Annotated in this window: 22 protein-coding genes and 2 other annotated features; of the genes, 3 read left to right on the forward strand and 19 right to left on the reverse strand. The window is 36.3% G+C overall.

Going from position 1 to position 22544, the window contains the following annotated elements; translation table 11 throughout:
• Window positions 1-59: 59 nt before the first annotated feature.
• The 6 genes from DS745_RS19270 to DS745_RS19295 all read right to left on the reverse strand — a co-directional run bounded on the left by DS745_RS19270 (window position 60) and on the right by DS745_RS19295 (window position 7802).
• Window positions 60-1763, reverse strand: a complete 1704-nt coding sequence (locus DS745_RS19270) for a long-chain-fatty-acid--CoA ligase (protein WP_129079840.1) — start codon at window positions 1761-1763, stop codon at window positions 60-62.
• Window positions 1764-2095: 332 nt separating this feature from the next.
• On the reverse strand, window positions 2096-2506 hold the full coding sequence (locus tag DS745_RS19275; RefSeq protein ID WP_129079841.1) for a DUF350 domain-containing protein: 411 nt from the start codon (window positions 2504-2506) through the stop codon (window positions 2096-2098).
• Window positions 2507-2770: 264 nt separating this feature from the next.
• Window positions 2771-5086 (reverse strand): endonuclease MutS2, encoded by a 2316-nt coding sequence (locus DS745_RS19280; protein WP_129080102.1) that lies wholly within the window; start codon window positions 5084-5086, stop codon window positions 2771-2773.
• Window positions 5087-5141: 55 nt separating this feature from the next.
• Entirely contained in the window at window positions 5142-6857 is a 1716-nt protein-coding gene (polX, locus tag DS745_RS19285) for a DNA polymerase/3'-5' exonuclease PolX (protein ID WP_421721837.1), read from the reverse strand.
• A gap of 141 nt (window positions 6858-6998) precedes the next feature.
• Entirely contained in the window at window positions 6999-7538 is a 540-nt protein-coding gene (locus DS745_RS19290) for a CvpA family protein (RefSeq protein WP_129079843.1), read from the reverse strand.
• Window positions 7539-7541: 3 nt separating this feature from the next.
• Window positions 7542-7802, reverse strand: a complete 261-nt coding sequence (locus DS745_RS19295; RefSeq protein WP_129079844.1) for a cell division protein ZapA — start codon at window positions 7800-7802, stop codon at window positions 7542-7544.
• 234 nt (window positions 7803-8036) lie between these two features.
• On the opposite strand from DS745_RS19295, the gene rnhC reads away from it, so the two are divergent.
• Window positions 8037-8978, forward strand: coding sequence for a ribonuclease HIII (rnhC, locus tag DS745_RS19300; RefSeq protein ID WP_277750938.1), 942 nt, complete (start codon window positions 8037-8039; stop codon window positions 8976-8978).
• Between the two features lie 19 nt (window positions 8979-8997).
• Here rnhC and DS745_RS19305 read toward each other — a convergent pair whose 3' ends face one another.
• From DS745_RS19305 to DS745_RS19320, 4 genes are all read right to left on the reverse strand, one after another.
• Entirely contained in the window at window positions 8998-9426 is a 429-nt protein-coding gene (locus DS745_RS19305) for a hypothetical protein (protein WP_129079846.1), read from the reverse strand.
• An 85-nt stretch (window positions 9427-9511) separates the two neighbouring features.
• A complete protein-coding gene (gene pheT / locus DS745_RS19310; RefSeq protein ID WP_129079847.1) occupies window positions 9512-11938 on the reverse strand; it encodes a phenylalanine--tRNA ligase subunit beta in 2427 nt (808 codons plus the stop codon).
• Between the two features lie 30 nt (window positions 11939-11968).
• On the reverse strand, window positions 11969-13003 hold the full coding sequence (gene pheS, locus DS745_RS19315; RefSeq protein WP_129079848.1) for a phenylalanine--tRNA ligase subunit alpha: 1035 nt from the start codon (window positions 13001-13003) through the stop codon (window positions 11969-11971).
• A gap of 132 nt (window positions 13004-13135) precedes the next feature.
• Window positions 13136-13369 (reverse strand) — a binding site (T-box leader).
• A gap of 68 nt (window positions 13370-13437) precedes the next feature.
• Window positions 13438-14199, reverse strand: coding sequence for a TrmH family RNA methyltransferase (locus DS745_RS19320; protein WP_129079849.1), 762 nt, complete (start codon window positions 14197-14199; stop codon window positions 13438-13440).
• A 168-nt stretch (window positions 14200-14367) separates the two neighbouring features.
• Here DS745_RS19320 and sspI point away from each other — a divergent pair, with 168 nt between their 5' ends.
• Window positions 14368-14577: a small acid-soluble spore protein SspI gene (gene sspI / locus DS745_RS19325; RefSeq protein ID WP_129079850.1), complete on the forward strand. Its 210-nt coding sequence runs from the start codon at window positions 14368-14370 to the stop codon at window positions 14575-14577.
• Between the two features lie 49 nt (window positions 14578-14626).
• Here the strand turns inward: sspI and DS745_RS24960 are convergent, their stop codons facing one another.
• The 3 genes from DS745_RS24960 to DS745_RS19335 all read right to left on the reverse strand — a co-directional run bounded on the left by DS745_RS24960 (window position 14627) and on the right by DS745_RS19335 (window position 16744).
• Window positions 14627-14767 (reverse strand): hypothetical protein, encoded by a 141-nt coding sequence (locus tag DS745_RS24960; protein ID WP_196121285.1) that lies wholly within the window; start codon window positions 14765-14767, stop codon window positions 14627-14629.
• A gap of 318 nt (window positions 14768-15085) precedes the next feature.
• Complete coding sequence (locus DS745_RS19330) at window positions 15086-16162, reverse strand: M42 family metallopeptidase (protein WP_129079851.1); 1077 nt, start codon at window positions 16160-16162, stop codon at window positions 15086-15088.
• Window positions 16163-16255: 93 nt separating this feature from the next.
• Window positions 16256-16744: a dUTP diphosphatase gene (locus DS745_RS19335; RefSeq protein ID WP_129079852.1), complete on the reverse strand. Its 489-nt coding sequence runs from the start codon at window positions 16742-16744 to the stop codon at window positions 16256-16258.
• Between the two features lie 135 nt (window positions 16745-16879).
• Here DS745_RS19335 and DS745_RS19340 point away from each other — a divergent pair, with 135 nt between their 5' ends.
• The gene (locus DS745_RS19340; protein WP_129079853.1) at window positions 16880-17263 is read left to right on the forward strand and encodes a sigma-w pathway protein ysdB; all 384 of its coding nucleotides are present in this window, start codon (window positions 16880-16882) and stop codon (window positions 17261-17263) included.
• Window positions 17264-17364: 101 nt separating this feature from the next.
• Here DS745_RS19340 and DS745_RS19345 read toward each other — a convergent pair whose 3' ends face one another.
• The 6 genes from DS745_RS19345 to DS745_RS19370 form a co-directional block, all read right to left on the reverse strand.
• Window positions 17365-17949, reverse strand: a complete 585-nt coding sequence (locus DS745_RS19345) for a TVP38/TMEM64 family protein (protein ID WP_129079854.1) — start codon at window positions 17947-17949, stop codon at window positions 17365-17367.
• Window positions 17950-17988: 39 nt separating this feature from the next.
• Window positions 17989-18252: a DUF1294 domain-containing protein gene (locus tag DS745_RS19350; RefSeq protein ID WP_241657867.1), complete on the reverse strand. Its 264-nt coding sequence runs from the start codon at window positions 18250-18252 to the stop codon at window positions 17989-17991.
• A gap of 140 nt (window positions 18253-18392) precedes the next feature.
• Window positions 18393-18746, reverse strand: a complete 354-nt coding sequence (rplT, locus tag DS745_RS19355; RefSeq protein WP_129079855.1) for a 50S ribosomal protein L20 — start codon at window positions 18744-18746, stop codon at window positions 18393-18395.
• 46 nt (window positions 18747-18792) lie between these two features.
• A complete protein-coding gene (rpmI, locus tag DS745_RS19360) occupies window positions 18793-18993 on the reverse strand; it encodes a 50S ribosomal protein L35 (protein ID WP_129079856.1) in 201 nt (66 codons plus the stop codon).
• A gap of 47 nt (window positions 18994-19040) precedes the next feature.
• Window positions 19041-19544 (reverse strand): translation initiation factor IF-3, encoded by a 504-nt coding sequence (gene infC, locus DS745_RS19365; protein ID WP_071315686.1) that lies wholly within the window; start codon window positions 19542-19544, stop codon window positions 19041-19043.
• A gap of 162 nt (window positions 19545-19706) precedes the next feature.
• Window positions 19707-19825 (reverse strand) — a sequence feature (ribosomal protein L20 leader region).
• A 173-nt stretch (window positions 19826-19998) separates the two neighbouring features.
• Window positions 19999-22164, reverse strand: coding sequence for a sensor domain-containing protein (locus tag DS745_RS19370; RefSeq protein WP_129079857.1), 2166 nt, complete (start codon window positions 22162-22164; stop codon window positions 19999-20001).
• Between the last annotated feature and the right edge of the window lie 380 nt (window positions 22165-22544).

Genomic DNA, 22544 nt, shown 5'->3' on the forward strand with positions numbered 1-22544 from the left:
AATTTCTACATTGACTTCAGAATAAAGAAAGCCCTTCAATATGAAGGGCTAGCTAGGAATTACTTATCTAAAATTTGATCTTCTAGTTTCTTCTTTTCCTCTTCTACCAACACTCGGCGAAGAATTTTCCCTACCATTGTTTTCGGTAATTCATCTCTAAACTCATAAAGTCTAGGGACTTTAAAGGCTGCCAAATGTTTACGACAATATTGATCTAACTCCTCCTCCGTTAATTTCTGACCTTCTTTGGTAACGATAAATGCCTTTACAGTTTCACCACGATAGGCATCTGGCACTCCAACAATACAAGCCTCTTGGACTTTCTCATGCTCATAAAGAACCTCTTCAATTTCCCTCGGATATATGTTGAAGCCTCCAGCGATAATCATATCCTTCTTTCTGTCAACGATATAGAAATAACCTTCTTCGTCCATATAGCCCATGTCGCCTGTTAAGAACCATTCATCCTTAAACGTAGCTTGTGTATCTTCTGGTCGATTCCAGTAGCCCTTCATCACTTGAGGGCCTTTTACCATAACTTCACCGATTTCATTCGGAAGAGCTTCTTCACCTGTTTCAATTGATAGAATAGCAGCTTCAGTATCAGGCCAAGGTACACCAATACTCCCAGACTTACGCTTCCCCCATAAGAAATTCGCAATGGCTACTGGAGATGTCTCAGTTAACCCATAACCTTCTACTAACTTCCCTCCTGACAATTGCTCGAATTTCGATTGAACCTCAACTGGTAATGCTGCTGAACCACTTAAGCACGCATCAATTGATGACAGGTCGAATTCTTTTAATTGTGGGTGATTTAACAAAGCAATGTACATTGTTGGTGCCCCTGGGAAAATCGTTACCTTTTGTTTTTCAATCGTCTTCAGGACATCAAGCGGGTCGAACTTAGGTAACACTACCATTTTAGAGTAATACATAATAGATAAGTTCATTACTACTGTCATTCCATAAACGTGGAAGAATGGTAGAGCGGCTAAAATCCGTTCCTCTCCTTTTTTTGACTTATACATCCAACTTACACATTGAGTTGTATTAGCTACTAAGTTAAAGTGGGTTAACATTACTCCTTTAGAAGGACCTGTTGTTCCTCCTGTATATTGTAGTAAAGCCAAATCCTCCTTTGGATTAATCTCAACGTCTATTTCTTCGGCACGACCTTCATTAAGTACTTTCACAAAACTCAAAATCCGATCATTGTACTGAATGTTAACTTTGATACCAGTATTTTTCTTTTGAATAAACGGATAGATTAAATTCTTAGGGAAAGGTAGATAATCCTTAATGCCAGTGACAATTACCTTTCTAAGCTTCGTTTTATTCAGTACGTTTGCTACTCTTGGATAGACGAGATCTAAACAAATCATAATCTCAGCACCAGAGTCATTTAGTTGGTGTTCCAATTCCCTTTCTACGTAAAGGGGATTTGTTTGTACAACTATAGCTCCTGCAAATAAAGCACCATAGTAACTAATGACTGCTTGAGGCGTGTTTGCTAACATTATCGCGACTCGGTCACCTTTTTTGACTCCTAAGTTCTGAAGCTGATTGGCAAGTTTCAAGGAAGATTCGTAAAGTTCTTTGTACGACAGCTCTTTACCAATAAAGTGAATAGCACTTTTATCAGGATGTTTTTCTGCAGCCTCCTTCAAATAACTTTGTAAAGTCCTTTCCTCATAGTTCAATGATGTTGGAATTTCTTCTGGATAATGAGCGAACCATGGACGAGAAACAACTGTTTCCATTTTTAATCTCCCCCTTTATTTTCATCTCCTTTCCAAAGAAACACTGCGTTTCTTTACACAACAACGCCCCTGTACTCTCTACAATACAGGATGGCATTCTCCTCTTACTACCATTGTAATGTAAACGATTACAAAAATAAATAGATTTTTAAAAATATTTTGAATTCTCAGGTTAAAAAAAGGAAGAACTAGAAATCTAATTCTTCCTTTTACCAATATCTATGCGATAAATAATAAATAAATGATACCGGATAACATGAATATTGCACAAAAAACGAATAAAACCTTCCAAAGTGTTTCCACTTACTTCTCTCCAATCTCGTTCCAAACAATTATTTAATAATCCCCGCACCTATCACAAAAGAAAGTCCTACTGAGATTATAAATGATAAAAAACCTACAGCACGATTATCTTTGGCAATTTCTTCATCAACCTTAAAACTTGGAGTCAGAAATTCAAAAATAAAATAACCAAATAATAACAGAGTAAAACCATAGCCACCCCATGTTAACATCGTTAAGATAGAATCGTTATGTTGTATAGAGAAACGAAAAATATTAGCGACACCAAAAATCTTACCACCCGTAGCCAATGCCACCGATACATTTCCATTTTTTATTTGTTGCCAGTTATTATACTTTGTTACCGATTCAAATATTGCTAAGAATACGACCGTTGCTAAAACGACGACACTGTAAGTTGCTGCTGTATACACAAAGTCAATTTGAAATAATCGTTCCATTTCTCCAACTCCCGTTTAGAGGTTGCTCAAAAAGATGGGTACTCACCCACCTTTTCGAACAGCTAATTATTTGGCTGTTTCCGCAAAGTTTGTTGCTTTCGTAAAAATCCCAAAAACCGGATTTTTACACAAAATACTAAGAATTCACCACTAATTTAGTAAGTATTGCTCTTTTCTTACATAATATATTGGATAATATCTTCATCTAGGGTATAATCCCAATTTTTTAAAGGTAAAAAGCAAGAATGTTACGAAAAGAGCTTATTATTTAAATTCCACAATTGTATTCCCAAGCCCACCTTCACTCATTCCAGCCATTTTTGAGCTTTTTACATGAGGATGTGTTTTTAGTAGCTGCAGCACTCCTTTTCGAAGTGCCCCTGTTCCTTTTCCATGAATAATGGATACTTGACTGTACCCTGCAAGTAAAGCATCGTCTAGATATTTCTCGACACGGAGCATAGCATCTTCAAAACGTTCGCCACGAAGATCTAATTCCGGTTTCACATGATGTGAGTTGCCACGGACAGTTGCTACGGGTTTTTTCTCAATTGGTCTAGGTCTATCGATCAGCTGAAGATCATCCATAGCTACCTTCATCTTCATAATGCCAATCTGTACAAGAAATTCTCTATCAGAAACTTTGTCTACGATATGGCCCTTTTGATTGAAGCTAGTAACGTTCACTTCATCACCTGGAAAAAGCTCCTTAATGATGTTTTTCACCACACCTTTTTTCTTCTTATCCTTCTGTTTTGGTGCAGTTTCATCTAGTCGTTTTTTGGCATCAATTAACTGGTGCTCTTTTACCACATTCGCCTCTTTTTGGAGCTCCCTTAATTCTTCAATAATGAATTCTGCTTCTTCCTTAGCGGTTTCAACCACTTTAAATGCTTTCTTTTCTGCTTGTTCAATAAGCATATCTTTTTCTAGTTCAAATTGAGCAAACTTATCGGCTAAATCTTTTCTAAGTGCTTCGGCCTCTTCACGGATTTTCACAGCCTCTTCCATTTCTTTTTCAGCCATTTTTTGACTAGTCTCGAGAGATGTGATCATATTTTCAACCTTATTAGTCTCAGTTGAAATTTGTGCTTTAGCCTTTTCAATAATATCAATATTTAAACCAAGTCGTTTTGAAATTGCAAAGGCATTACTACGACCAGGAACTCCAATTAATAATCGATAAGTCGGACTTAATGTCTCAACATCAAATTCAACGCTCGCATTAATTGCACCTGGGCGGTTATAGGCGTATGCTTTCAATTCACTATAGTGTGTAGTGGCAACAATCCTAGCACCTCGTTGATAGACATCATCCAAAATAGCAATTGCTAATGCAGCACCCTCAGTTGGATCTGTACCTGCACCAAGCTCATCAAATAAAACCAGGCTTTGATGATCAACATGCTCTAAGATATCAATGATGTTCACCATATGAGATGAGAACGTACTCAAGTTCTGTTCAATCGACTGCTCATCTCCAATATCTGCGTAGACTGACTGAAAGATTGCCATTTCTGAGCCTTCATCTATAGGAACATGTAAACCCGATTGCATCATTAATGTTAATAGTCCGGTCGTCTTTAAAGTAACTGTTTTACCACCAGTATTAGGTCCAGTGATAACGATGGAGCTATACGATTTCCCAAGTTCAATATCAATGGGGACAACCTCTTCATGAGCAATCAGTGGATGACGAGCTCGCTTCATATTAATAAAACCAATATCATTTAACTTAGGCTGTGTAGCTTTAATCGCCTTTGCATACAACGCTTTCGCAAAAATAAAATCAACCTCAGCTAATGTACGCACATTTTGGAGTAACTCCTCACCTACCTCTGCAACAGCAGCAGACAAGGCATGTAAGATTTTTTCGATCTCTTGTTTTTCCTTTACTCGGACCTCTCTTAATTGATTATTAATCGCTACTACTGCTTGAGGTTCAATAAACAATGTGGCACCTGAAGCAGATTGATCATGAACTAATCCCCCAAAGTTATTGCGATATTCCTGCTTAACTGGAATTACATAACGATCATTTCGAATGGTAATGATTGAATCTGATAGCATCTTTTGGCTACTGGAGGAACGAATGATGCTCTCAAGCTTTGAACGAACTGACGCTTCATGACTTTTTATTTGATGTCTAATTGTTCTTAATGTTGGACTAGCTGAATCTAGAACATGCCCATGGTCATCAATACACATTTTAATTTCTCGTTCTACATCAGTTAAAGGTGTAATCGTCCTTACTAATTCTTCTAAAATTGGTAGTTCAATTGCGTTCTCAATCATATCTTCAATAAACTTTTTAAACCGTCTGCCACCATATACCGTACTTGAGATATCTAATAATTCCATTTCATTTAGCATCCCACCAATTTGGGCGCGTTTCACACTAGCAATTATATCGCGAATACCACCTAAAGGAACCTGCCCTTTTAAGCGTAATACCTTGGTTCCTTCAAACGTTGAATTTTGTGCATGCTGTATTTCATCTATGTTTACCATCGGTTGGAGTTCCGCAACTTTTCTCTTTCCAAGCGATGAACTTACATGTTCTATAAGCTGATTTTTCATTTTATCGTACTCTAGGAGACGACATACACGCTGTTGTAACAACTACCCCAACTCCTCATTTGTTTCTGTTTAAAAATTTTAAAACATCTTCTAGTTCCCAAGCATTTATTACTGACTCTTTCTTTAGCCAGCCTTTTCTCCCGCTAGCTACACCAATTTCCATATCATCTAACATCTCAAGATTATGTGCATCTGTATTAATGATTATTTTCACTCCGCTTTCTTGGGCTACTCTTACCCAATGGGCGGATAGATCAAGACGATGAGGGTTTGCGTTTAACTCTAAAGCAGTATTCGTTTCTTTCGCTAAGTCTATGAGTAACTGTACATCTACATCATAGCCATCCCTTTTTCCTAGTAATCTTCCTGTGGGATGAGCAATTAAATCTACATGATGATTTTGTAATGCTGTAGTTAACCTTTTCATAATCGTCTCTCTATCTTGGGAGAACGATGAATGAATAGAGGCAATGACAAAATCTACTTCTGCAATTACTTCGTCGTTATAATCTAGTGTACCATCAGGCAAAATGTCCATCTCGACACCAGTTAAAATACAAAAATCATCCCACTTTTCATTAAGCTTCGTAATTTCTTCATGTTGCGCTTTTAAGCGTTCGACTGTTAGACCATTCGCTACCTTTAAGAACTTTGAATGATCAGTAATTGCAATGTATGAATAGCCTTTTTCGCGAGCTCTTTCAGCCATCTCCTTAATTGAGTAGGCCCCGTCACTCCATGTTGAGTGCATGTGAAGATCGCCTCGAATATCATTTAACGAAATCAGTTCGTTTGGTTGACTCCAAGCTTCGATCTCCCCATTCCCTTCTCTAACTTCAGGAGGAATAAATTGAAGGCCAAAGTGATTAAAAAACTCTTCTTCGGTAGAAAAGGTGATCACTTCACCCGTTTCCAAAATCTCAACACCATACTCACTAATTTTCTCACCGCGATCCTTAGCAAGTTGCCTCATTTGAACATTATGGTCCTTGGATCCAGTAAAGTGATGCAAAGCAGTTGCAAACTCAGCTTCTGTTACCAGTCTAAAATCGACGGAAATTTTAAAGACATCAAGATTTAGTTGTAGCGAAACCTTCGTATCACCACTTGCAATTATTTCACCAACATTTTGAAATTTAAGCAGCTCTTCTTTCACTTTTAACGGTTCATCTGTAGCAATAATGTAATCTAAATCCTTTACCGTTTCTCTTAACCTACGTAAGCTTCCTGCCCGAGAAAATCGAATAATCCCTGCTATTTTGGCTAAGTTTTCTTCAATCTTTTCCGCTACCGGGATTACTAACGGTAGAGCCAAGCGGTCAGGCTGTTTCCCAAACTCCTCAATAGCAGCTAAGATTTTCTCTTCTGTTTTTTTACCAAAGCCAGCTAGAGCCTGTACTCTCTCTTCCGTACAAGCCTGTTTTAGGGTCTCAATACAAACTACTTGTAATTCTTGATAGAGCTTTCCTATCTTCTTTCCACCAAGTCCAGGGAGCTTTAGTAATGGCAGTAACCCAGAAGGTAGCTCCCCCTTTAATTCTTCTAATAGGTTTGACTTTCCTTCATTCATAAGTTCTTCTATTACAGTAGCAGTCCCTTTTCCAATTCCTTTTAGTTTAGACACATCTTCAATTTCATTTAAGGTCCGCTCGTCACTTTCTAGTGCTTGAGCTGCCTTTCTATATGCAGACACTTTAAAACTATTTTCACCTTTAATTTCCATATATATTGCAATCGTTTCTAACGCTTGAATGACTTGTTTTTTATTCATCATTGTTCATCTCCTGTCTATTAAGATACATAAGTTGGAGAGTTCCTACTCAATCCTAATGATACCTAGTTTAGATAGGACAAAGCAACTTATTTACAGTAGAAGGGACTGACTTTAATCGACTGTCAGCCCCTTCTACTATTAAAACCTATTTTCAATCCAAAGTTCCTTCAACTGATTAGATAAAATTGGTGTGTAATCTAAGATTAATTTAGCCAGTGTAGATTCCTTTAGCACGTCTTGTACTAGCTCAATTGGTAGTAATGCGGCAATATGTAATAGGACTACTAGTACTAGTAATGTTTCTAAGAAGCATAGAATTCCACCTAGCCAACCATTGATAAAATTTAGTATCGGTAAATGAGCCAAAAAATCAAACATCGATCCGATAATTTGCATGGCAATTTTGGTAGCAAAAAATAAAATAGCAAATGCAATACCACTGTAATATACATGCTCAAAATTGAATGCCTCTATTAACATAAATGCTGGATTATCTGTTGGAAATTGAGGGTACGGGATCCATAACCTAATATGTTTTGCTAAATCATCATAGTATAGATAAGCAACAAAAAAAGAAACGATAAACCCAGTTAGATGAATAAGTTGTAAGATAAAACCTCTGCGAAATCCTACAAAAAAGCTAGTAATTAAAAGAATGATTAATATTAAGCTAAGCATTTTTTATTTTTCCCCATCTTTCTTTTGACGTTCTTGCTCTAGTTGTTTTTTTAACCGTAAATATTCATCGCTAATATTGACAGCAGTTAAAACAGCAAGTTGTGTTTTATCTAAATAAGGACTGATTTTGCGCATCTCTTTCATTTTTTGATCAACGAAATTAGCCACTTCATGTATGTGACCTACATCTACTTTTCCTGAAATCACATAACTTTGGCTATTTATCGTTACCGTTGTTCGTCGTTTTATCTGATCTTCTCCCACAACGAGCCTCCCTTAAAATACAATCCCATTAATACAAATACAGATACGTACTTAATAATTACCTTTTTCATTTACGAAAAATTCTACATTCTATCATAACATGAACATCCATAATTGGAAATATGTCGAACGATAATTGAGAAAGATTGGGGAGCAGTGATACAATTGAGAATGATGTATTGCTAGAGAGTCTAATTTGCATTCATAATCCACATGAATAAAGGGGTTTTCCTATTGTCACAGCGAGTTTTACTATTAGATACAAAAACGATTGAAAAAATGAAGGAGTTCTATCAAGATGATTTAGCTTCAAAACTACCTCCTGGTGCACTATTTGCAGCAAAGCCGTTTAACTGTTCAGTGACTGCGTATAAATCTGGTAAGGTTCTTTTTCAAGGAGCCAAACATGAAGAAGAAGCTGCTATTTGGGAACAATTTGCAAACAACGGTACAGCTCCGCCTACTACTAAAACAGTTACTAAAAAAGAAGCTACAAATCAATCACAATTTTCAACCATGTCTTTAATAGGGTCCGATGAAGTAGGTACAGGTGATTATTTTGGACCAATTACGGTTGTTGCTGCTTTCGTTAGAACAGAAAACTTTGCAAATCTCACAGAACTAGGTGTGAAGGATTCAAAAGGAATGAAGGACGATCAAATCTGCAAAATTGCGAAACAATTGATAAAAGAAATTCCCTACAGCCTATTAGTACTTCCGAATACAAAATATAATTCCTTGCAGGCTAAGGGGTTTAATCAAGGAAAGATGAAGGCAATTTTACACAATCAAGCAATTCTTCACCTGAAAAAGAAATTAAATCATGAACCTTATGATGGGATACTGATTGATCAGTTTGTTGAACGTGGTATTTATTTTCGTTATATTGCTGATCAAAAGGAAAAGGTCCAAGAAAACAACATGTTTTTCCAGACAAAAGCTGAATCTCTTCATTTGTCAGTTGCAGCAGCTTCAATTATTGCGCGTTATGCATTTGTGAAGGAAATGGATAAATTAAGCGAAAGTGCCGGCTTTGAAATTCCCAAAGGGGCTGGTTCCCATGTTGATCAGGCAGCTGCGAAACTGATTAGAACACATGGAATTGAAGCATTAAATAGTTATTGTAAGATCCATTTTGCTAATACTGAAAAAGCGAAAAAACACCTAAAGCTTTAACCAAGCTTTAGGTGTTTTTTTATTCATTTTGTCGCTCTTTTATTCGTTGAAGATTACCATAAAAGCGGTTTTCAGATGCTAATTTTTCCCACTCAGACTTTTTATTCACTACCATTAGTTCTGTAGCGATGTTTTTATCTATTTGCAATTCTTCACTAACTCGAGCACGAAAATATTCATGTCCTGCTATCCCTTGCTTAATCATCTTAAAATCATGACTTGCTACAAAACAGGCAATCTTTGTCTCACCACAATATTTACATGTATGACCTTTCATTAAACTAGTCAATTCGTGAGTGATCAACGAATTCACTACCCATTTTTGTTCTTTTATTAGATAAAGAAAGTCAGTCGCATACTCTAGTGGAAGGTTCTCTATATTGAAAACAACATGCCAAACACAATAGTCAACCTGCTTCAACGAACTTATGTTAGAGACCTTAAACATAGTCTTTCCCCCTCTTGAAAACACCCTCATACGCTTATTCCTCAATGTACAAAACGGAAGAGGCCCCCCCTTCCGCTTTAATTAGTTATGCTCTTAATATTGCACCTAGAGTCTCTTTTAGTCCATCTAGCACGTGACTGTGGACTTTTGTTACTTCCTCGTCAGTAAGTGTTTTGCTTGGATCAAAGTAAGTTAATGAAAATGCTAATGACTTAAAGCCAGCTTCCATTTTTTCTCCTTGATATAAGTCAAAAAGATGAACAGATTTAAGTAAGCTTCCACCGTTCTCTACAATAACATCTTTTACAGCTTGTGCTTGAACATCTTCTTTTACAACCAATGCGATGTCTCTTGAAATCGAAGGGTATTTAGGGATTTCTTCGTACATAACATCTTTCATTTCAAAAGCAAGAACTGCTTCTAAATCAACTTGGAAAACATACGTTTCATTGATATCCAACTCCTTTTGAAGTGAAGGATGAAGTTGGCCAACAAAACCTATTTCCTTACCACCTAATGTAATTGCCGCAGTACGACCAGGATGGAGGCCTTCCTTTTTTGATGTCTCATAACGAATGCTACCGTCTACACCTAGGTTGGTAAATAGACCTTCTAGGACGCCCTTTGCTACAAAGAAGTCAACTTTCTTTTTCTCACCTTGCCACAAATGACTAATCCAATTTCCAGTGAAAGCACCCGCAACAATCTCTCTTTCTAGAGGTTGTTTTGTCACTTCTTTTTCATCAGATAAGAAGATTGAACCGACTTCGTAAATTGCCACATCATCTAGCTTACGATTATGGTTATATTGAATGATATCCAATACATGAGGAATTAAACTTGTTCTAAGCGTGCTACGATCCTCACTCATTGGCATTGCTAAACGAATTGGTGAAATATCTCCAAGATCTTTAATAAAGCTCATTGCTTTACTAGAACTTGTTAGAGAATAAGTAATTGCTTGATTTAGACCAACGCTCTCTAAATAACGTCTAACTTTTCTTCGTCGAACTTGGTTAGGTGTTAACGAACCTGCAGTCGTTAAACCAATTGGTAATGTTGTTGGAATATGATCATAGCCATAAAGTCTAGCAACTTCCTCAATAAGATCCGCTTCAATTGTAATATCTGGTCTACGAGTTGGGACAAACACTTTGAACATGTCGCCATCTTGTGTATATAAAAATTGTAGTCTCTTGAAAATTAATGCAACAACATCATCTGTAAGTTCTGTTCCAAGTGCCTTATTAATCTTTTCAACAGTTATCTCTACTTCTAGTGGTTTGGCCTCAAGCTCGTTCACTTCTACACAGCCCTCAAGAATTGATCCACCAGCCAATTCACAAATGAGTTGTGCTGCCCGCTCAGCTGCTAATGCTACACGGTTAGGGTCAATCCCTTTTTCATAACGAACACTTGAGTCACTTCGTAATCCTAGATCTTTTGAAGCTCTTCTTACCGTTGTTCCTTTAAAGTATGCTGCCTCTAAAAGAATGGTTGTTGTATCGTTTTGAACTTCAGATTTAGCTCCACCCATCACACCTGCAACCGCAACAGGCTCAATTCCGTTTGTAATAACTAGATGGTCACTTGTTAGTTTACGAGTTGTATCGTCTAATGTAACAATTTCCTCACCATCTTTAGCTCTTCGAACGACAACCTCTTTTGAACCGAAACGATCATAGTCAAACGCATGAAGAGGTTGGCCATATTCTAAAAGAACGTAATTGGTAACGTCTACCACGTTACTAATAGGACGAATACCAGCAGACATTAGACGATTTTGAAGCCATAATGGCGATGGAGCAATTTTTACACCTTTTATAACCATTGCCCGGTAGATTGGGTTATCTTCAATAGCATCTACACGAACCTCAATATAGTCTGATGCTAGATCAGAGCATTGAGTAAGACTTGGGATCGGAAGGATAACTTCTCTGCTTAAAATTGCAGCTACCTCATAGGCTACACCGATCATATTTAAACAATCTGCACGGTTTGGAGTTAAATCAAGCTCTAATACTTCATCGTGTAGGTTTAAGTAATCCAATGCATCTTTGCCAACTTCAGCGCCTTTTGGAAATACAAATATTCCTTCTGATACTTCCTTTGGTACGAACTTTGTTTCAACACCTAATTCTTGCAAAGAACAGATCATTCCATTGGACGCTTGTCCACGAAGCTTTGCTTTTTTAATTTTGAAGTTACCTGGTAGAACTGCTCCTACTTTTGCAACAGCAACCTTTTGATCTTGAGCAACATTCTTGGCACCACAAACAATTTGAACAAGCTCTTCTTCACCAATGTCAACTTGGCAAAGGCTTAACTTATCAGCATCAGGGTGTTGTTCCCTAGTGACAACATGGCCAACAACAACGTTAGAAACCCCTTTGTTTAATTGATGAACAATATCAACAGCTACACCACTTCTTGTTAGGCGCTCTGCTAATTCTACAGCTGTAATGTCACTAAGCTGGACATAATCTTTAAGCCAATTAAAAGATACTAACACGCTTATTTCCTCCCTATATTCAATGTATAGTTACGCTCGCTTAAATTGTTCAATAAAACGTTTATCATTTAAGTAAAAATGGCGAATATCATCAATGCCATACTTTAACATCGCTAAACGTTCTACTCCCATACCGAAGGCAAAACCTGAGTATTTCTTTGGATCGAATCCGCCCATTTCTAGTACACGTGGATGAACCATTCCGGCACCAAGTACTTCAATCCAGCCTGTTTCTTTACAAATACGACAGCCTTCTCCATTGCAAATCACGCAAGAAATATCGACCTCTACAGATGGTTCTGTAAATGGGAAAAAGCTCGGTCGTAAACGTATTTTTTGATTAGGACCAAAGAACTTCTTAGCAAACTCTAAAAGTACACCTTTTAAATCACTCATACGAACATTTTCGTCTATGTAAAGTCCCTCTACTTGCATGAATTGATGAGAGTGAGTTGCATCGTCATCATCGCGACGGAATACTTTACCAGGACAGATAATTTTAACTGGTCCCTGTCCCTTAAACTTCTCCATAGTCCTTGCTTGAACTGGTGAAGTATGTGTTCTAAGGAGAATATCATCAGTAATGTAGAAAGAATCTTGCATATCACGAGCTGGATGATCTTTTGGTAAGTTTAGAGCTTCAAAATTGTAATAGTCTGTTTCTACTTCTGGACCCTCAGCAACCTCAAATCCTAAGCCAACAAAGATATCTTCGATTGTTTCTACTACTGAAGTAAGTGGATGCATACCTCCGGTTTGGGCAGGCCGACCTGGAAGAGTTACGTCAATACTTTCATTAGCTAGTTTCTTTTCTACTTCTAGTTCCTCTAGTCTTGCAACCTTCTCTTCAAGCTTATCAGCTATCGCTGCTCTAACATCATTAGCTAATTGTCCCATCACTGGACGTTCTTCCTCAGAGAGCTTTCCCATTCCTCTAAGCACTTCAGTAATTGGTCCTTTTTTCCCTAAGTAAGAAACCTTAATTTCCTGCAACTCTTTTAACGACTCGGCAGCGTTAATTTGATTTAACGCTTCTTGTTGAAGCTCTTTTAAACGCTCTTGCATGTTTTTTCCTCCTTTTTGAAATGTGCAGCTTTCGCTAGACATCATTGTAACCAATTTGTTTTAAATATTATCAAGGTAGGCTAATCTCTGAAGGCCTTTGCTTTTCTGTAAAAAACAAAAAAGCCTTCATCCCAAAGGGACGAAAAGCTTCGCGGTACCACCCTAATTAACGTAACTTTAAGAAACGTTCACTCAAACTTGATAACGGTCATGACCGATGCGACCTTAATAAGAAGATTATTCCTTATGTTCCGGTGCCAATTCCAGAGCGAATTCAATTGATACGAACATAGATGTGCTTTCAGTCTAGGCACTTCTTCCCTGAATGACGTAGGTCAATTTACTACTCTCTTTCTTCATCTTTTTCAATATGAAATTCGTTTTCAATTATAGTTTATTTTTTTCATAAAGGCAAATGTTCTTTAAAGTGACTATTACTTTCTTAAATGGTAGAGTAAAATACCTGATGCAATGGCGACATTTAAAGATTCAGCATTACCGTAAATTGGTATAAAAAGATTTTCTTCTGTCTGTTCAAGTAGCTCTTTGGCAACACCACTTCCCTCATTACCCAAAATAAGTGCAAAACGATCTTGAGCTTCAATTTCTTTGTACGATTTTGCTTTTTCATTTAATGCCGTCCCATAGACAGGAATATTCGCTTGTTTGAGTTGTTCAATCCATTCAGAAAGCTCCCCTCTTACAACAGGTAAGTGAAAAAGAGACCCTTGAGTTGAACGAAGGACCTTACTGTTATAAATATCAACAGTTCCATTCCCTAAAATAACTCCAGATAAGCCAGCACTATCAGCTGTTCGGATAATCGTTCCTAAGTTTCCTGGGTCTTGGATTTGGTCAATTAAAAGATATTTTCCATTCTCCTCTAGTTGCAATGGCTTTCTACCAATAAGTTCACATACTGCAACAATTCCTTGTGGTGTATCCGTTTCACAAATTTCCTTCATGATCTTTTCGTTTACGAGAAACACCTGAACATTATTTAATTCCCAACTAGAAGGAATGCGGAAATTTTCTTCAATATATATTTCATTAATAATCACGTTCCACTTAAGCGCCTCTTCTACTAAGTGCTCTCCTTCAATGATGAAGCTTCCAAGCTTTTCTCTTCCTTTCCGAGAATGCAACTTTTTAGCATTTTTTACTCTTACATTTTTAGGTGATTCAATCCGTTCCATTTTGTACTCCCTTTTCACTCTAGAATGTAGAATGTAAAATAGTAAACCTATACAAAAGATTTGTACTTTACATTATAAATATTTTCGTCCAATTGTTGACATACTATAACAGAACTGCCAAATGGCTCTGATTTATTTTTTATTTTACCATAAAAGGAGTGGCACACAATGGGTTTTAATCTACGTGGTGCAATTTTAGCAAATGTCGCTAATAGCACTGAAAATGATGTAAAAGCAACAATTGACGATGCAATGCAAAGCGGTGAAGAAAAAATGCTTCCGGGCTTAGGTGTACTTTTTGAAGTATACTGGAAGCAAGCGGACGAACAAAGCAGACAGCAAGTAATTTCTTCAATTGCACAAGGTTTACAGAGATAATTATTTTGATAAGAAAAGCGAACCAAACTGGTCCGCTTTTTTTATTTATTTACCATCCTTTATTTTGAACTTCCCTTAATATCTCATGGGCATCCTTCCCCGCAAGCAAAAGTAACTCTTCCAATAATTCATCTCTGATTAAGTCGAGACGTATTATTTCGGTCGCTAACTTAATCGCCTCTTTTTTCATTTCTAACGCCCCCATAGTCTTTTATTAAGGCTGTTTTCGCAAAGTTTGTTGCTTAAAGATACTAAGATATCACATCTAAGTTAGTAGGTATTGCTCTTTTCTGACATAATTTATTGGCGGATATTTTCATCTAGGGTATTTTTCCGATTATTTTAGGGTGAAAAAGCCACAATGTTTACGAAAAGAGCCTTTATTATTATTAAAAGCTATTTTAAAGGAAGATACCAAATCTAACAGTAACATTGTTAGAATTTATTACTTAGTTTTTGATTCGGAAAAATGCAAAAAAAGCGCTAAATAAATAGCGCTTTTTTTCTCTTAATCAAAGGTAATCTTTGCTACCGTATCTTTATCTAATTTTTTAATGACTTCTACAATCAATTTTACAGCATTTTCAAAGTCATCTCTATGAAGAATAGCTGCGTGACTATGAATATAACGTGTTGCAATTGTGATTGCTAATGCTGGCGATCCATTTGCAGTAAGGTGAATCGCACCTGCATCAGTTCCTCCACCGGCAACATAATCAAATTGATAAGGAATTCCAGCTGCGTCAGCAGTATCCGTAACAAAATCACGTAATCCTTTATGAGATACCATAGAAGCATCATACATGATGATTTGTGGTCCGTTACCCATTTTCGCTAATGCTTCCTTGTCTGTCACTCCAGGTGTATCTCCTGCAATACCTACATCAACAGCAAAACCGATGTCTGGTTGAATTAAATTTGCGGATGTACGGGCACCACGAAGGCCAACCTCTTCTTGAACAGTTCCTACCCCATAAACCGTGTTTGGGTGGTCAACATCCTTTAGTTGGCGCAATACTTCAATAGCAATTGCACAACCAATACGGTTATCCCAAGCTTTTGCCATGAGCATTTTTTCATTTTTCATGACAGTAAATTCGCAAACTGGTACAACCGCGTCCCCTGGACGTAAACCAAATTCCATCGCTTCTTCCCTACTAGAAGCACCAATGTCAATAAACATATCTTTAATTTCCACAGGTTTCTTACGAGCTTCAGGAGGCAATATATGGGGCGGTTTTGATCCAATGACACCAGGAACATAGCCGTTTCTAGTCATGATCGTTACACGTTGTGCAAGCATAACCTGCCCCCACCATCCGCCTACAGTTTGAAACCTAACAAATCCTTTATCATCAATACTAGTTACCATAAAACCAATTTCATCTAAATGACCAGCCACCATAATCTTTGGCTCAGCAGCTGTTCCTGTTTTCTTGGCAATTAAGCTTCCAATATTATCTTGAATTACTTCATCAGCAAATGGTTCAATATACTTTTTCATAACATCGCGCGGCTCTTTCTCATTACCAGGTATCCCATTTGCATCTGTTAAATCTTTTAACATTTGTAATGTATTATCCATATGTAAACCCCCTATATAAAATTATGTACCATACATAATTATAGCGATACTCGAAGTAATTCTCAAACAAAAGCATCACTTTCGATCTTTACCTTAGTATCCTTTATCCTGTCGTTCATGGTTCACTTCATTTTTTCCAACATAAGCTGTTTCTATTTCAAGAATTGTAAAATGTAATAAGCTACCTAGGTAGATATATTGTTGAAATAAAATTGATAACTGTTTTTCGCTTTTTGTTTTTCGAAACTGAGAAGTTACTTCAAATAGCGTAGCAAATTGATCTGTTAAACTTACTTTTTCTTGGTTGAATGATTCATCTAATACGTTCGTCGTACTGGTTTCTAGCCCAATCGATAATAAGAAATGAAGGCCATCAACGTACTCCTCTAAAATAACTGCTCTGTCACTAGGAGGCTTTAAACTCCAGTATTTAAAACATCTAGTTTCATTGGCCAATTCAGCCAGTTCAACTTGAAAAGCCAATATTTTTTTATCAATCAGATCTTCGTCCATTAAACCATGTTCTTTTCGAATTCTATCGTCTAATTCTTTTTGCATTTGAAACATTTTCGTTACATTCATTATAAAAATTCCTTTCAACTGTAATTTTGAAACCTTTTATCCTATTTTAACGTAGGTATGGTAGGAGTTGTTTTTTGTGCATTGATCTTAATACGTATATACTAAGAAAAGATATTATATCTAGGGGTGATGACCATGGCTGTTTTTTTGTTCAGAATTTTATTACTAATAGCCGTTTTTATTTTAGCATATAGTGCCATTAAATACTTAGTTAATCCAAAACGGAAGTTAGAACTAGCGCATGAAAAAAAACAGTTTTACTTTTTAGATGATAAACAAAATGTAAGAAAGAACTTCTTAATCACTTATCGCGGAGTCATATTTGAAGGGGAAAAATATTTAGGAACAACCGACAGCGCATTTGAAGTGGTTAATGTACAAGTTTGGGCTAACAATACCGATAAGCTGCAAGGTTTAAATAAAGAAGATTTCTATTTTATAGAGAAGGAAATTCTTTTATCCTACCCTAACTCCCAAATAACTTGGAAAAGCCCGATAAAAGATCTGCTACTGAAGTAATCCTTTTCTATAAAAAGGATAGGTGTATTGAACCTAAGTTCAGTTACAGTTGTTACAAAAAAAAAGCTGTAAATGTCATTCTATTAGACATTTACAGCTTTTTATGAACTCGCCTTAAAGAATTTTTTCCATTGGATACTCGTTTGTTTTTCAAACCCTCTTCTCTTCACGCCAAAAAAGATGATACATAAAAATAACAAGAGAATTCCTGAATAAAACAATGGTAAATCGATGAGTAACTGACCAAAACTAGTAAAGATAATTCCGGGTAATATGACCCCTAAAAATGAGTATTTTGTATATTCCTTAAATGAACTTGTTTGCTCCATAACATACAATGAAAGTAAGTGAAAATGAGCAAATGGAACTAAACGAAGAACCATAATTTGATTCATTGTTAATGGACCATTTTTCAGCATTTTTTGATTCATTTTTGCAAATCTTGAAAGGACATTAGGGAATTTCTGAGCGATAAAATAAAAGATGATACACATTAAAGTTAATCCTATAATAGAAAAAACAGAACCATAGAATACCCCAAATAAGTACCCCCCAACCATACAAACAAAGAGGACCGGAAGAAATAATAAAGGACGAATTAAGTGAAATAAAATAAATAAGATCGGAGCTAGTATTCCACTTTGTTCAATATAGACGGGTATGGCTTCTGATAGGTGTTCAATCATGAGCGCGCCCTCCTCTCTATTAACAAATATGAAAGAAAATTAAAGATAATAACTGATTAGGACAAATTGTATAAAAAAGATAAACGGTACTCCATAACGAAAGGAAAGATGCATCGTTTTATGACGAAAAAGTTTCATTCCAAGATAGATACCTATACTTCCACCAGCAATCGCTAGCATAAATAGGCTATATTCTGAAATACGCCATTGGCCTTTTTTGGCTCTTTGCTTGTCAACATACATAGTAACTATAGAGATAACAGTCATAGAAAAAGCATATGTTAAAAGGACCTTCAGTGCCACTACATTGACCTACTTTCTTAATGAATAATGTAGAATTTAAAAGAGTTAATATACCTTTATAGAGATTAATTTTATATTATACATTATACATTAAAAAGCCACCCTCGTGCTTGAGAGTGACTTTATTAATTTAATTCGATTTATAGACTAGATTTTGCTTTTGCTGCTAATTGAGCAAATGCTTTTTCGTCATTGATAGCTAAGTCAGCAAGCATTTTACGGTTTACGTCAATACCAGCAACTTTTAATCCATGCATTAAACGGCTATAAGAAAGACCATTAATACGAGCAGCTGCATTGATACGAGTAATCCAAAGCTTACGGAAGTCACGTTTCTTTTGGCGACGATCACGGTAAGCATAAAGTAATGATTTCATTACCTGAACTTGCGCAGTTTTAAATAATCTATGTTTAGAACCATGGTAACCTTTTGCTAACTTTAATACTTTCTTACGACGACGACGAGCGACATAACCGCCTTTTACTCTTGGCATCGTGTTTCCCTCCTCAAATTCTCAACATTGTGTTGAAAATAATCAATTATTTTTTGTACGTTAACATTTCACGAATACGTTTGTAGTCTCCACTAGAAACAATAGCGGCTTTACGAAGCTTGCGTTTTGCTTTTGTTGATTTGTTTGCAAATAAGTGACTTGTGTATGCATGCGAACGCTTAAGTTTCCCAGAGCCTGTTCTCTTAAAACGTTTTGCAGCACCACGGTGAGTTTTCATTTTAGGCATCGGTAAATCCTCCCTTATTCATTACTACTATTAAAAACCAGTTAAGCTTACTTTTCAGCTTTTGGAGCTAAAATTAAAAACATGCTTCGGCCTTCCATTTTTGGAGCCGATTCGATCGATGCAATGTCTTCACATTCTTTTGCCAAACGCTCTAGAACAACTTTACCGATCTGAGAATGAGTAATTGCACGACCACGGAAACGAATCGCCGCTTTTACTTTATCTCCTTTTTCAAGAAACTTTCTAGCGTTACGAAGCTTTGTGTTAAAATCATTCAACTCAATAGTTGGGCTCAAGCGAACCTCTTTCGTTGTAATAATCTTTTGATTTTTACGAGCTTCTTTATCTTTCTTTTGCTGTTCATATCTAAACTTACCAAAGTCCATTATCCGACATACTGGCGGTTTAGCAGCAGGTGCAACCATAACTAAGTCAAGGTTTGCATTTTGAGCCATTTCTAAAGCCTCTTGCCTCGTCTTTACCCCAATCTGATCTCCGTTTGGGCCAATAAGACGAACTTCTCGGGCACGAATACCCTCATTGACTAACATGTCTTTACTAATAACTAGCCACCTCCATGGTTTTAAAAAAATTTGCTTAATAAGCAATACGTAAACCTAGTTTTGCTAAGTAGTTAAACTACTGCGTTGAAAGGATCCATGCAATCGAAAAAACGACTTACTCATTTGGAATACTATTCGACTGTCTTTTTCCAAATAAAAAAGATGTAGACGCACAATGCGCCCACACCTGTATTGATTTTAATCAACTAAGTAACCTGCAAACATTTCTTTGTCAGCCAGGTGAGAAGCGGGCGCTTCTTCTTGCATTGGTTCCAATATTTAATTCACTAAGCAAGTATACCAAGAAGCAAACCATTTGTCAACTTGTCAAAAGGTAAATCGTTTTAGAAAACATGATTGCCAATAAAAACTATTAGTAAATTGACTTGTTTATCTTAACAAGAAACTATTAAACATTTCAAGTCTTTTTTTTAGTTTTTTATTAAATATTCAAGGTATGTTTTTCCATAAATTCTAAAACCTTGTCGGCAGGAAGTGGCCGACTAAAAAAGTACCCTTGCATTTCATCACACTTTTCTTGCTGTAAATACTTAAGAGCGTCATTATTTTCCACACCTTCAGCAACCACTCTCATCCCTAAGTTGTGAGCAAGATTAACGATCGAAGAAACGATTGCACGATCTCCAGTATTAGTAGGCAATTCATACACAAAGGTTTGATCAATTTTTAATGTAGAGATGGGAAAATTCTTCAAGTAACTTAACGATGAATAGCCTGTCCCAAAATCATCAATAGCAATCCTTATACCTAAGTCATTAATTTTGGTTAAAGTTTCAATTGTTGATTGTGTACTATCCAATAGACTGTTTTCAGTTATTTCTAGCTCTAAGTATTTAGCCGAGAGTTCAGCTTCTTTGAGAGTATTCAACACATCTGAGACGAAGCTAGGATGTTGAAAGTGTTTTGTTGCTATGTTTACACTTACCCTTATATCGGAAAAACCGAGGTCTTGCCATTTTTTCAGCTGCAAACAAGCTTCTCTAAGAACCCATTCGCCTAAGGGAATAATTAAGCCACAATCTTCTGCCACTTGAATAAAATCGAGTGGCGGAATATATCCTCTTTCTGGATGAAACCAGCGAATAAGTGCCTCGTAACCAACAATCTTTCCTGTGTGTAAATCGAGCTGAGGCTGATAAAAAAGCTGCAGTTGCTCTTGACTTGCTAACGCTTTTCGTAAATCGTTTTCGATATTCAACTTATTCACAAGCGTCTCATTCATCTCTGAATTATAAAATAAGTAGGTATTCCTTCCTTTATCTTTTGCTGCAAATAACGCAATGTCACAATTCTTCACTAAATCTTCTGGGGTTTCTCCTCCAGAAGGATAAACACTGACCCCAATACTTATTTTCAAATGAATATCAGCTTGTTTATAAAGAAATGGACTCTCAAAAACATTTAATAAAAATTGGCAAACTTCCTTTGTTTTGTCTTCATCGGTATCGTATAAAACAAAGACGAATTCATCGCCACCTAAATGATAAAGAGTATATCGATCAACAAACTTTCGGATATTCACTTTTTGTAAGCGATGAGCAGCCATGATTAAAACATAATCTCCTACAGGATGTCCCAATGTGTCGTTAATACGTTTGAAATGATCAAGGTCAATAAATAAAACAGACACTTGTTTACTTAAATCTTTTGCCTCACCTATTAGGTTGGAAAGATCTTTATCAAGTACTCTTCGGTTTGGTAAATCTGTTAAAGAATCATGATAAGCCATATGTTCAACAATTAGTTCTGAATTCTTTAATTCAGTAATATCACTAATCGTACCCACAATTTCTTTCACCTCTCCGTCTCGATAAAACGGGGAAAAAGTAATAAATAAATGTTTTCTTTTAAACTTAAGTTCAAAATTTTTCGTGACACCTAAAAATGTTTCCTCTACAGGTACCAATAATTTCTTTAATGTCTCTTCTGGCAAGATAGCTGAGACTGACTTATGAAGATGCTCCTCTTCACTTAGCCCGAGCTCACTAGCTAATTTACCCGCAATTAAAGTAAAAGCATAGTCATCATCACAACATTTTTTTAGTTTAAAAACGAGGTTATCAAGACTTTGCATCACCTGAACAAAATCATTTTTTAGTAACTCTCTTACTTTATCTTCATAGAGCTTACCTTCTGTTATATCAGTGCGAACTGCTATAAACTTATAAGGCTCACCTGTGTCGTCTATTAATGGAAAAATGGTAGTTTTCACCCAATAATAACTACCATCCTTAGCCAAATTTTTCACTTCACCTTCCCAAACATTTCCGGAAGTGATCGTTCTCCACATATTTTGATAAAATTCTACGGTATGGTGTCCGGATTTTAAGATTGAATGATTTTTTCCTATGAGCTCTTCTCTTGCATATTTAGAAATTTCACAGAAGGTATCGTTAACACTTAAGATCGTTCCACTTCCATCAGTTATCGCAATAATAGTAGAGCGATCAATTACTGTGTATAGGTCAGTTAATTCGTCTAAAATAGCCGTTACTTCCATATTATTTAAATGAAGTCCAACGAGCTCTTTTCTTAGGTCAGAGACTAAATTGGTCGGTGTTATAATTCGATCTGCATCCTTGCTCATCTTTCATTCCCCCTTGAGAAGCCAAATCTTCTCCTTACCTAATAGTAATCACGATTTATATATTTATAAAGCTGTTTTCGCAGAGTTTGTTGCTTCCGTAAAAATCCCAAAAGCCGGATTTTTACACAAATTACTAAGAGTTTACTACTAATTTAGTAAGTACCGCTCTTTTCTTACATAATTTATTGGCTGAAATCTCCATCTAGGGTATTTTTCCGATTATTTTAGGATAAAAAGCCACAATGTTTACGAAAAGAGCCTTTTATAAAATTCTACCAATTAAGATATCTATATAATACTAACGGTTTCTAGTTATCAATAAAATGATAACCAGTAATTCTAGCTCGGATAATATTCCAGTATTTGTTCTATACTTTTAC

It is taken from the genome of Anaerobacillus alkaliphilus, from assembly GCF_004116265.1.
Lineage (GTDB): Bacteria > Bacillota > Bacilli > Bacillales > Anaerobacillaceae > Anaerobacillus > Anaerobacillus alkaliphilus.

Bases quoted from the DNA above. Each gene is read 5' to 3' on its own strand.
- DS745_RS19270 (WP_129079840.1), bottom strand. From the start codon at position 1,763: ATGGAAACAGTTGTTTCTCGTCCATGGTTCGCTCATTATCCAGAAGAA.
- DS745_RS19275 (WP_129079841.1), bottom strand. From the start codon at position 2,506: ATGGAACGATTATTTCAAATTGACTTTGTGTATACAGCAGCAACTTAC.
- DS745_RS19280 (WP_129080102.1), bottom strand. From the start codon at position 5,086: ATGAAAAATCAGCTTATAGAACATGTAAGTTCATCGCTTGGAAAGAGA.
- polX (WP_421721837.1), bottom strand. From the start codon at position 6,857: ATGAATAAAAAACAAGTCATTCAAGCGTTAGAAACGATTGCAATATAT.
- DS745_RS19290 (WP_129079843.1), bottom strand. From the start codon at position 7,538: ATGCTTAGCTTAATATTAATCATTCTTTTAATTACTAGCTTTTTTGTA.
- DS745_RS19305 (WP_129079846.1), bottom strand. From the start codon at position 9,426: ATGTTTAAGGTCTCTAACATAAGTTCGTTGAAGCAGGTTGACTATTGT.
- pheS (WP_129079848.1), bottom strand. From the start codon at position 13,003: ATGCAAGAGCGTTTAAAAGAGCTTCAACAAGAAGCGTTAAATCAAATT.
- DS745_RS19320 (WP_129079849.1), bottom strand. From the start codon at position 14,199: ATGGAACGGATTGAATCACCTAAAAATGTAAGAGTAAAAAATGCTAAA.
- sspI (WP_129079850.1), top strand. From the start codon at position 14,368: ATGGGTTTTAATCTACGTGGTGCAATTTTAGCAAATGTCGCTAATAGC.
- DS745_RS24960 (WP_196121285.1), bottom strand. From the start codon at position 14,767: ATGAAAAAAGAGGCGATTAAGTTAGCGACCGAAATAATACGTCTCGAC.
- DS745_RS19330 (WP_129079851.1), bottom strand. From the start codon at position 16,162: ATGGATAATACATTACAAATGTTAAAAGATTTAACAGATGCAAATGGG.
- DS745_RS19335 (WP_129079852.1), bottom strand. From the start codon at position 16,744: ATGAATGTAACGAAAATGTTTCAAATGCAAAAAGAATTAGACGATAGA.
- DS745_RS19340 (WP_129079853.1), top strand. From the start codon at position 16,880: ATGGCTGTTTTTTTGTTCAGAATTTTATTACTAATAGCCGTTTTTATT.
- DS745_RS19345 (WP_129079854.1), bottom strand. From the start codon at position 17,949: ATGATTGAACACCTATCAGAAGCCATACCCGTCTATATTGAACAAAGT.
- rplT (WP_129079855.1), bottom strand. From the start codon at position 18,746: ATGCCAAGAGTAAAAGGCGGTTATGTCGCTCGTCGTCGTCGTAAGAAA.
- rpmI (WP_129079856.1), bottom strand. From the start codon at position 18,993: ATGCCTAAAATGAAAACTCACCGTGGTGCTGCAAAACGTTTTAAGAGA.
- infC (WP_071315686.1), bottom strand. From the start codon at position 19,544: ATGTTAGTCAATGAGGGTATTCGTGCCCGAGAAGTTCGTCTTATTGGC.
- DS745_RS19370 (WP_129079857.1), bottom strand. From the start codon at position 22,164: ATGAGCAAGGATGCAGATCGAATTATAACACCGACCAATTTAGTCTCT.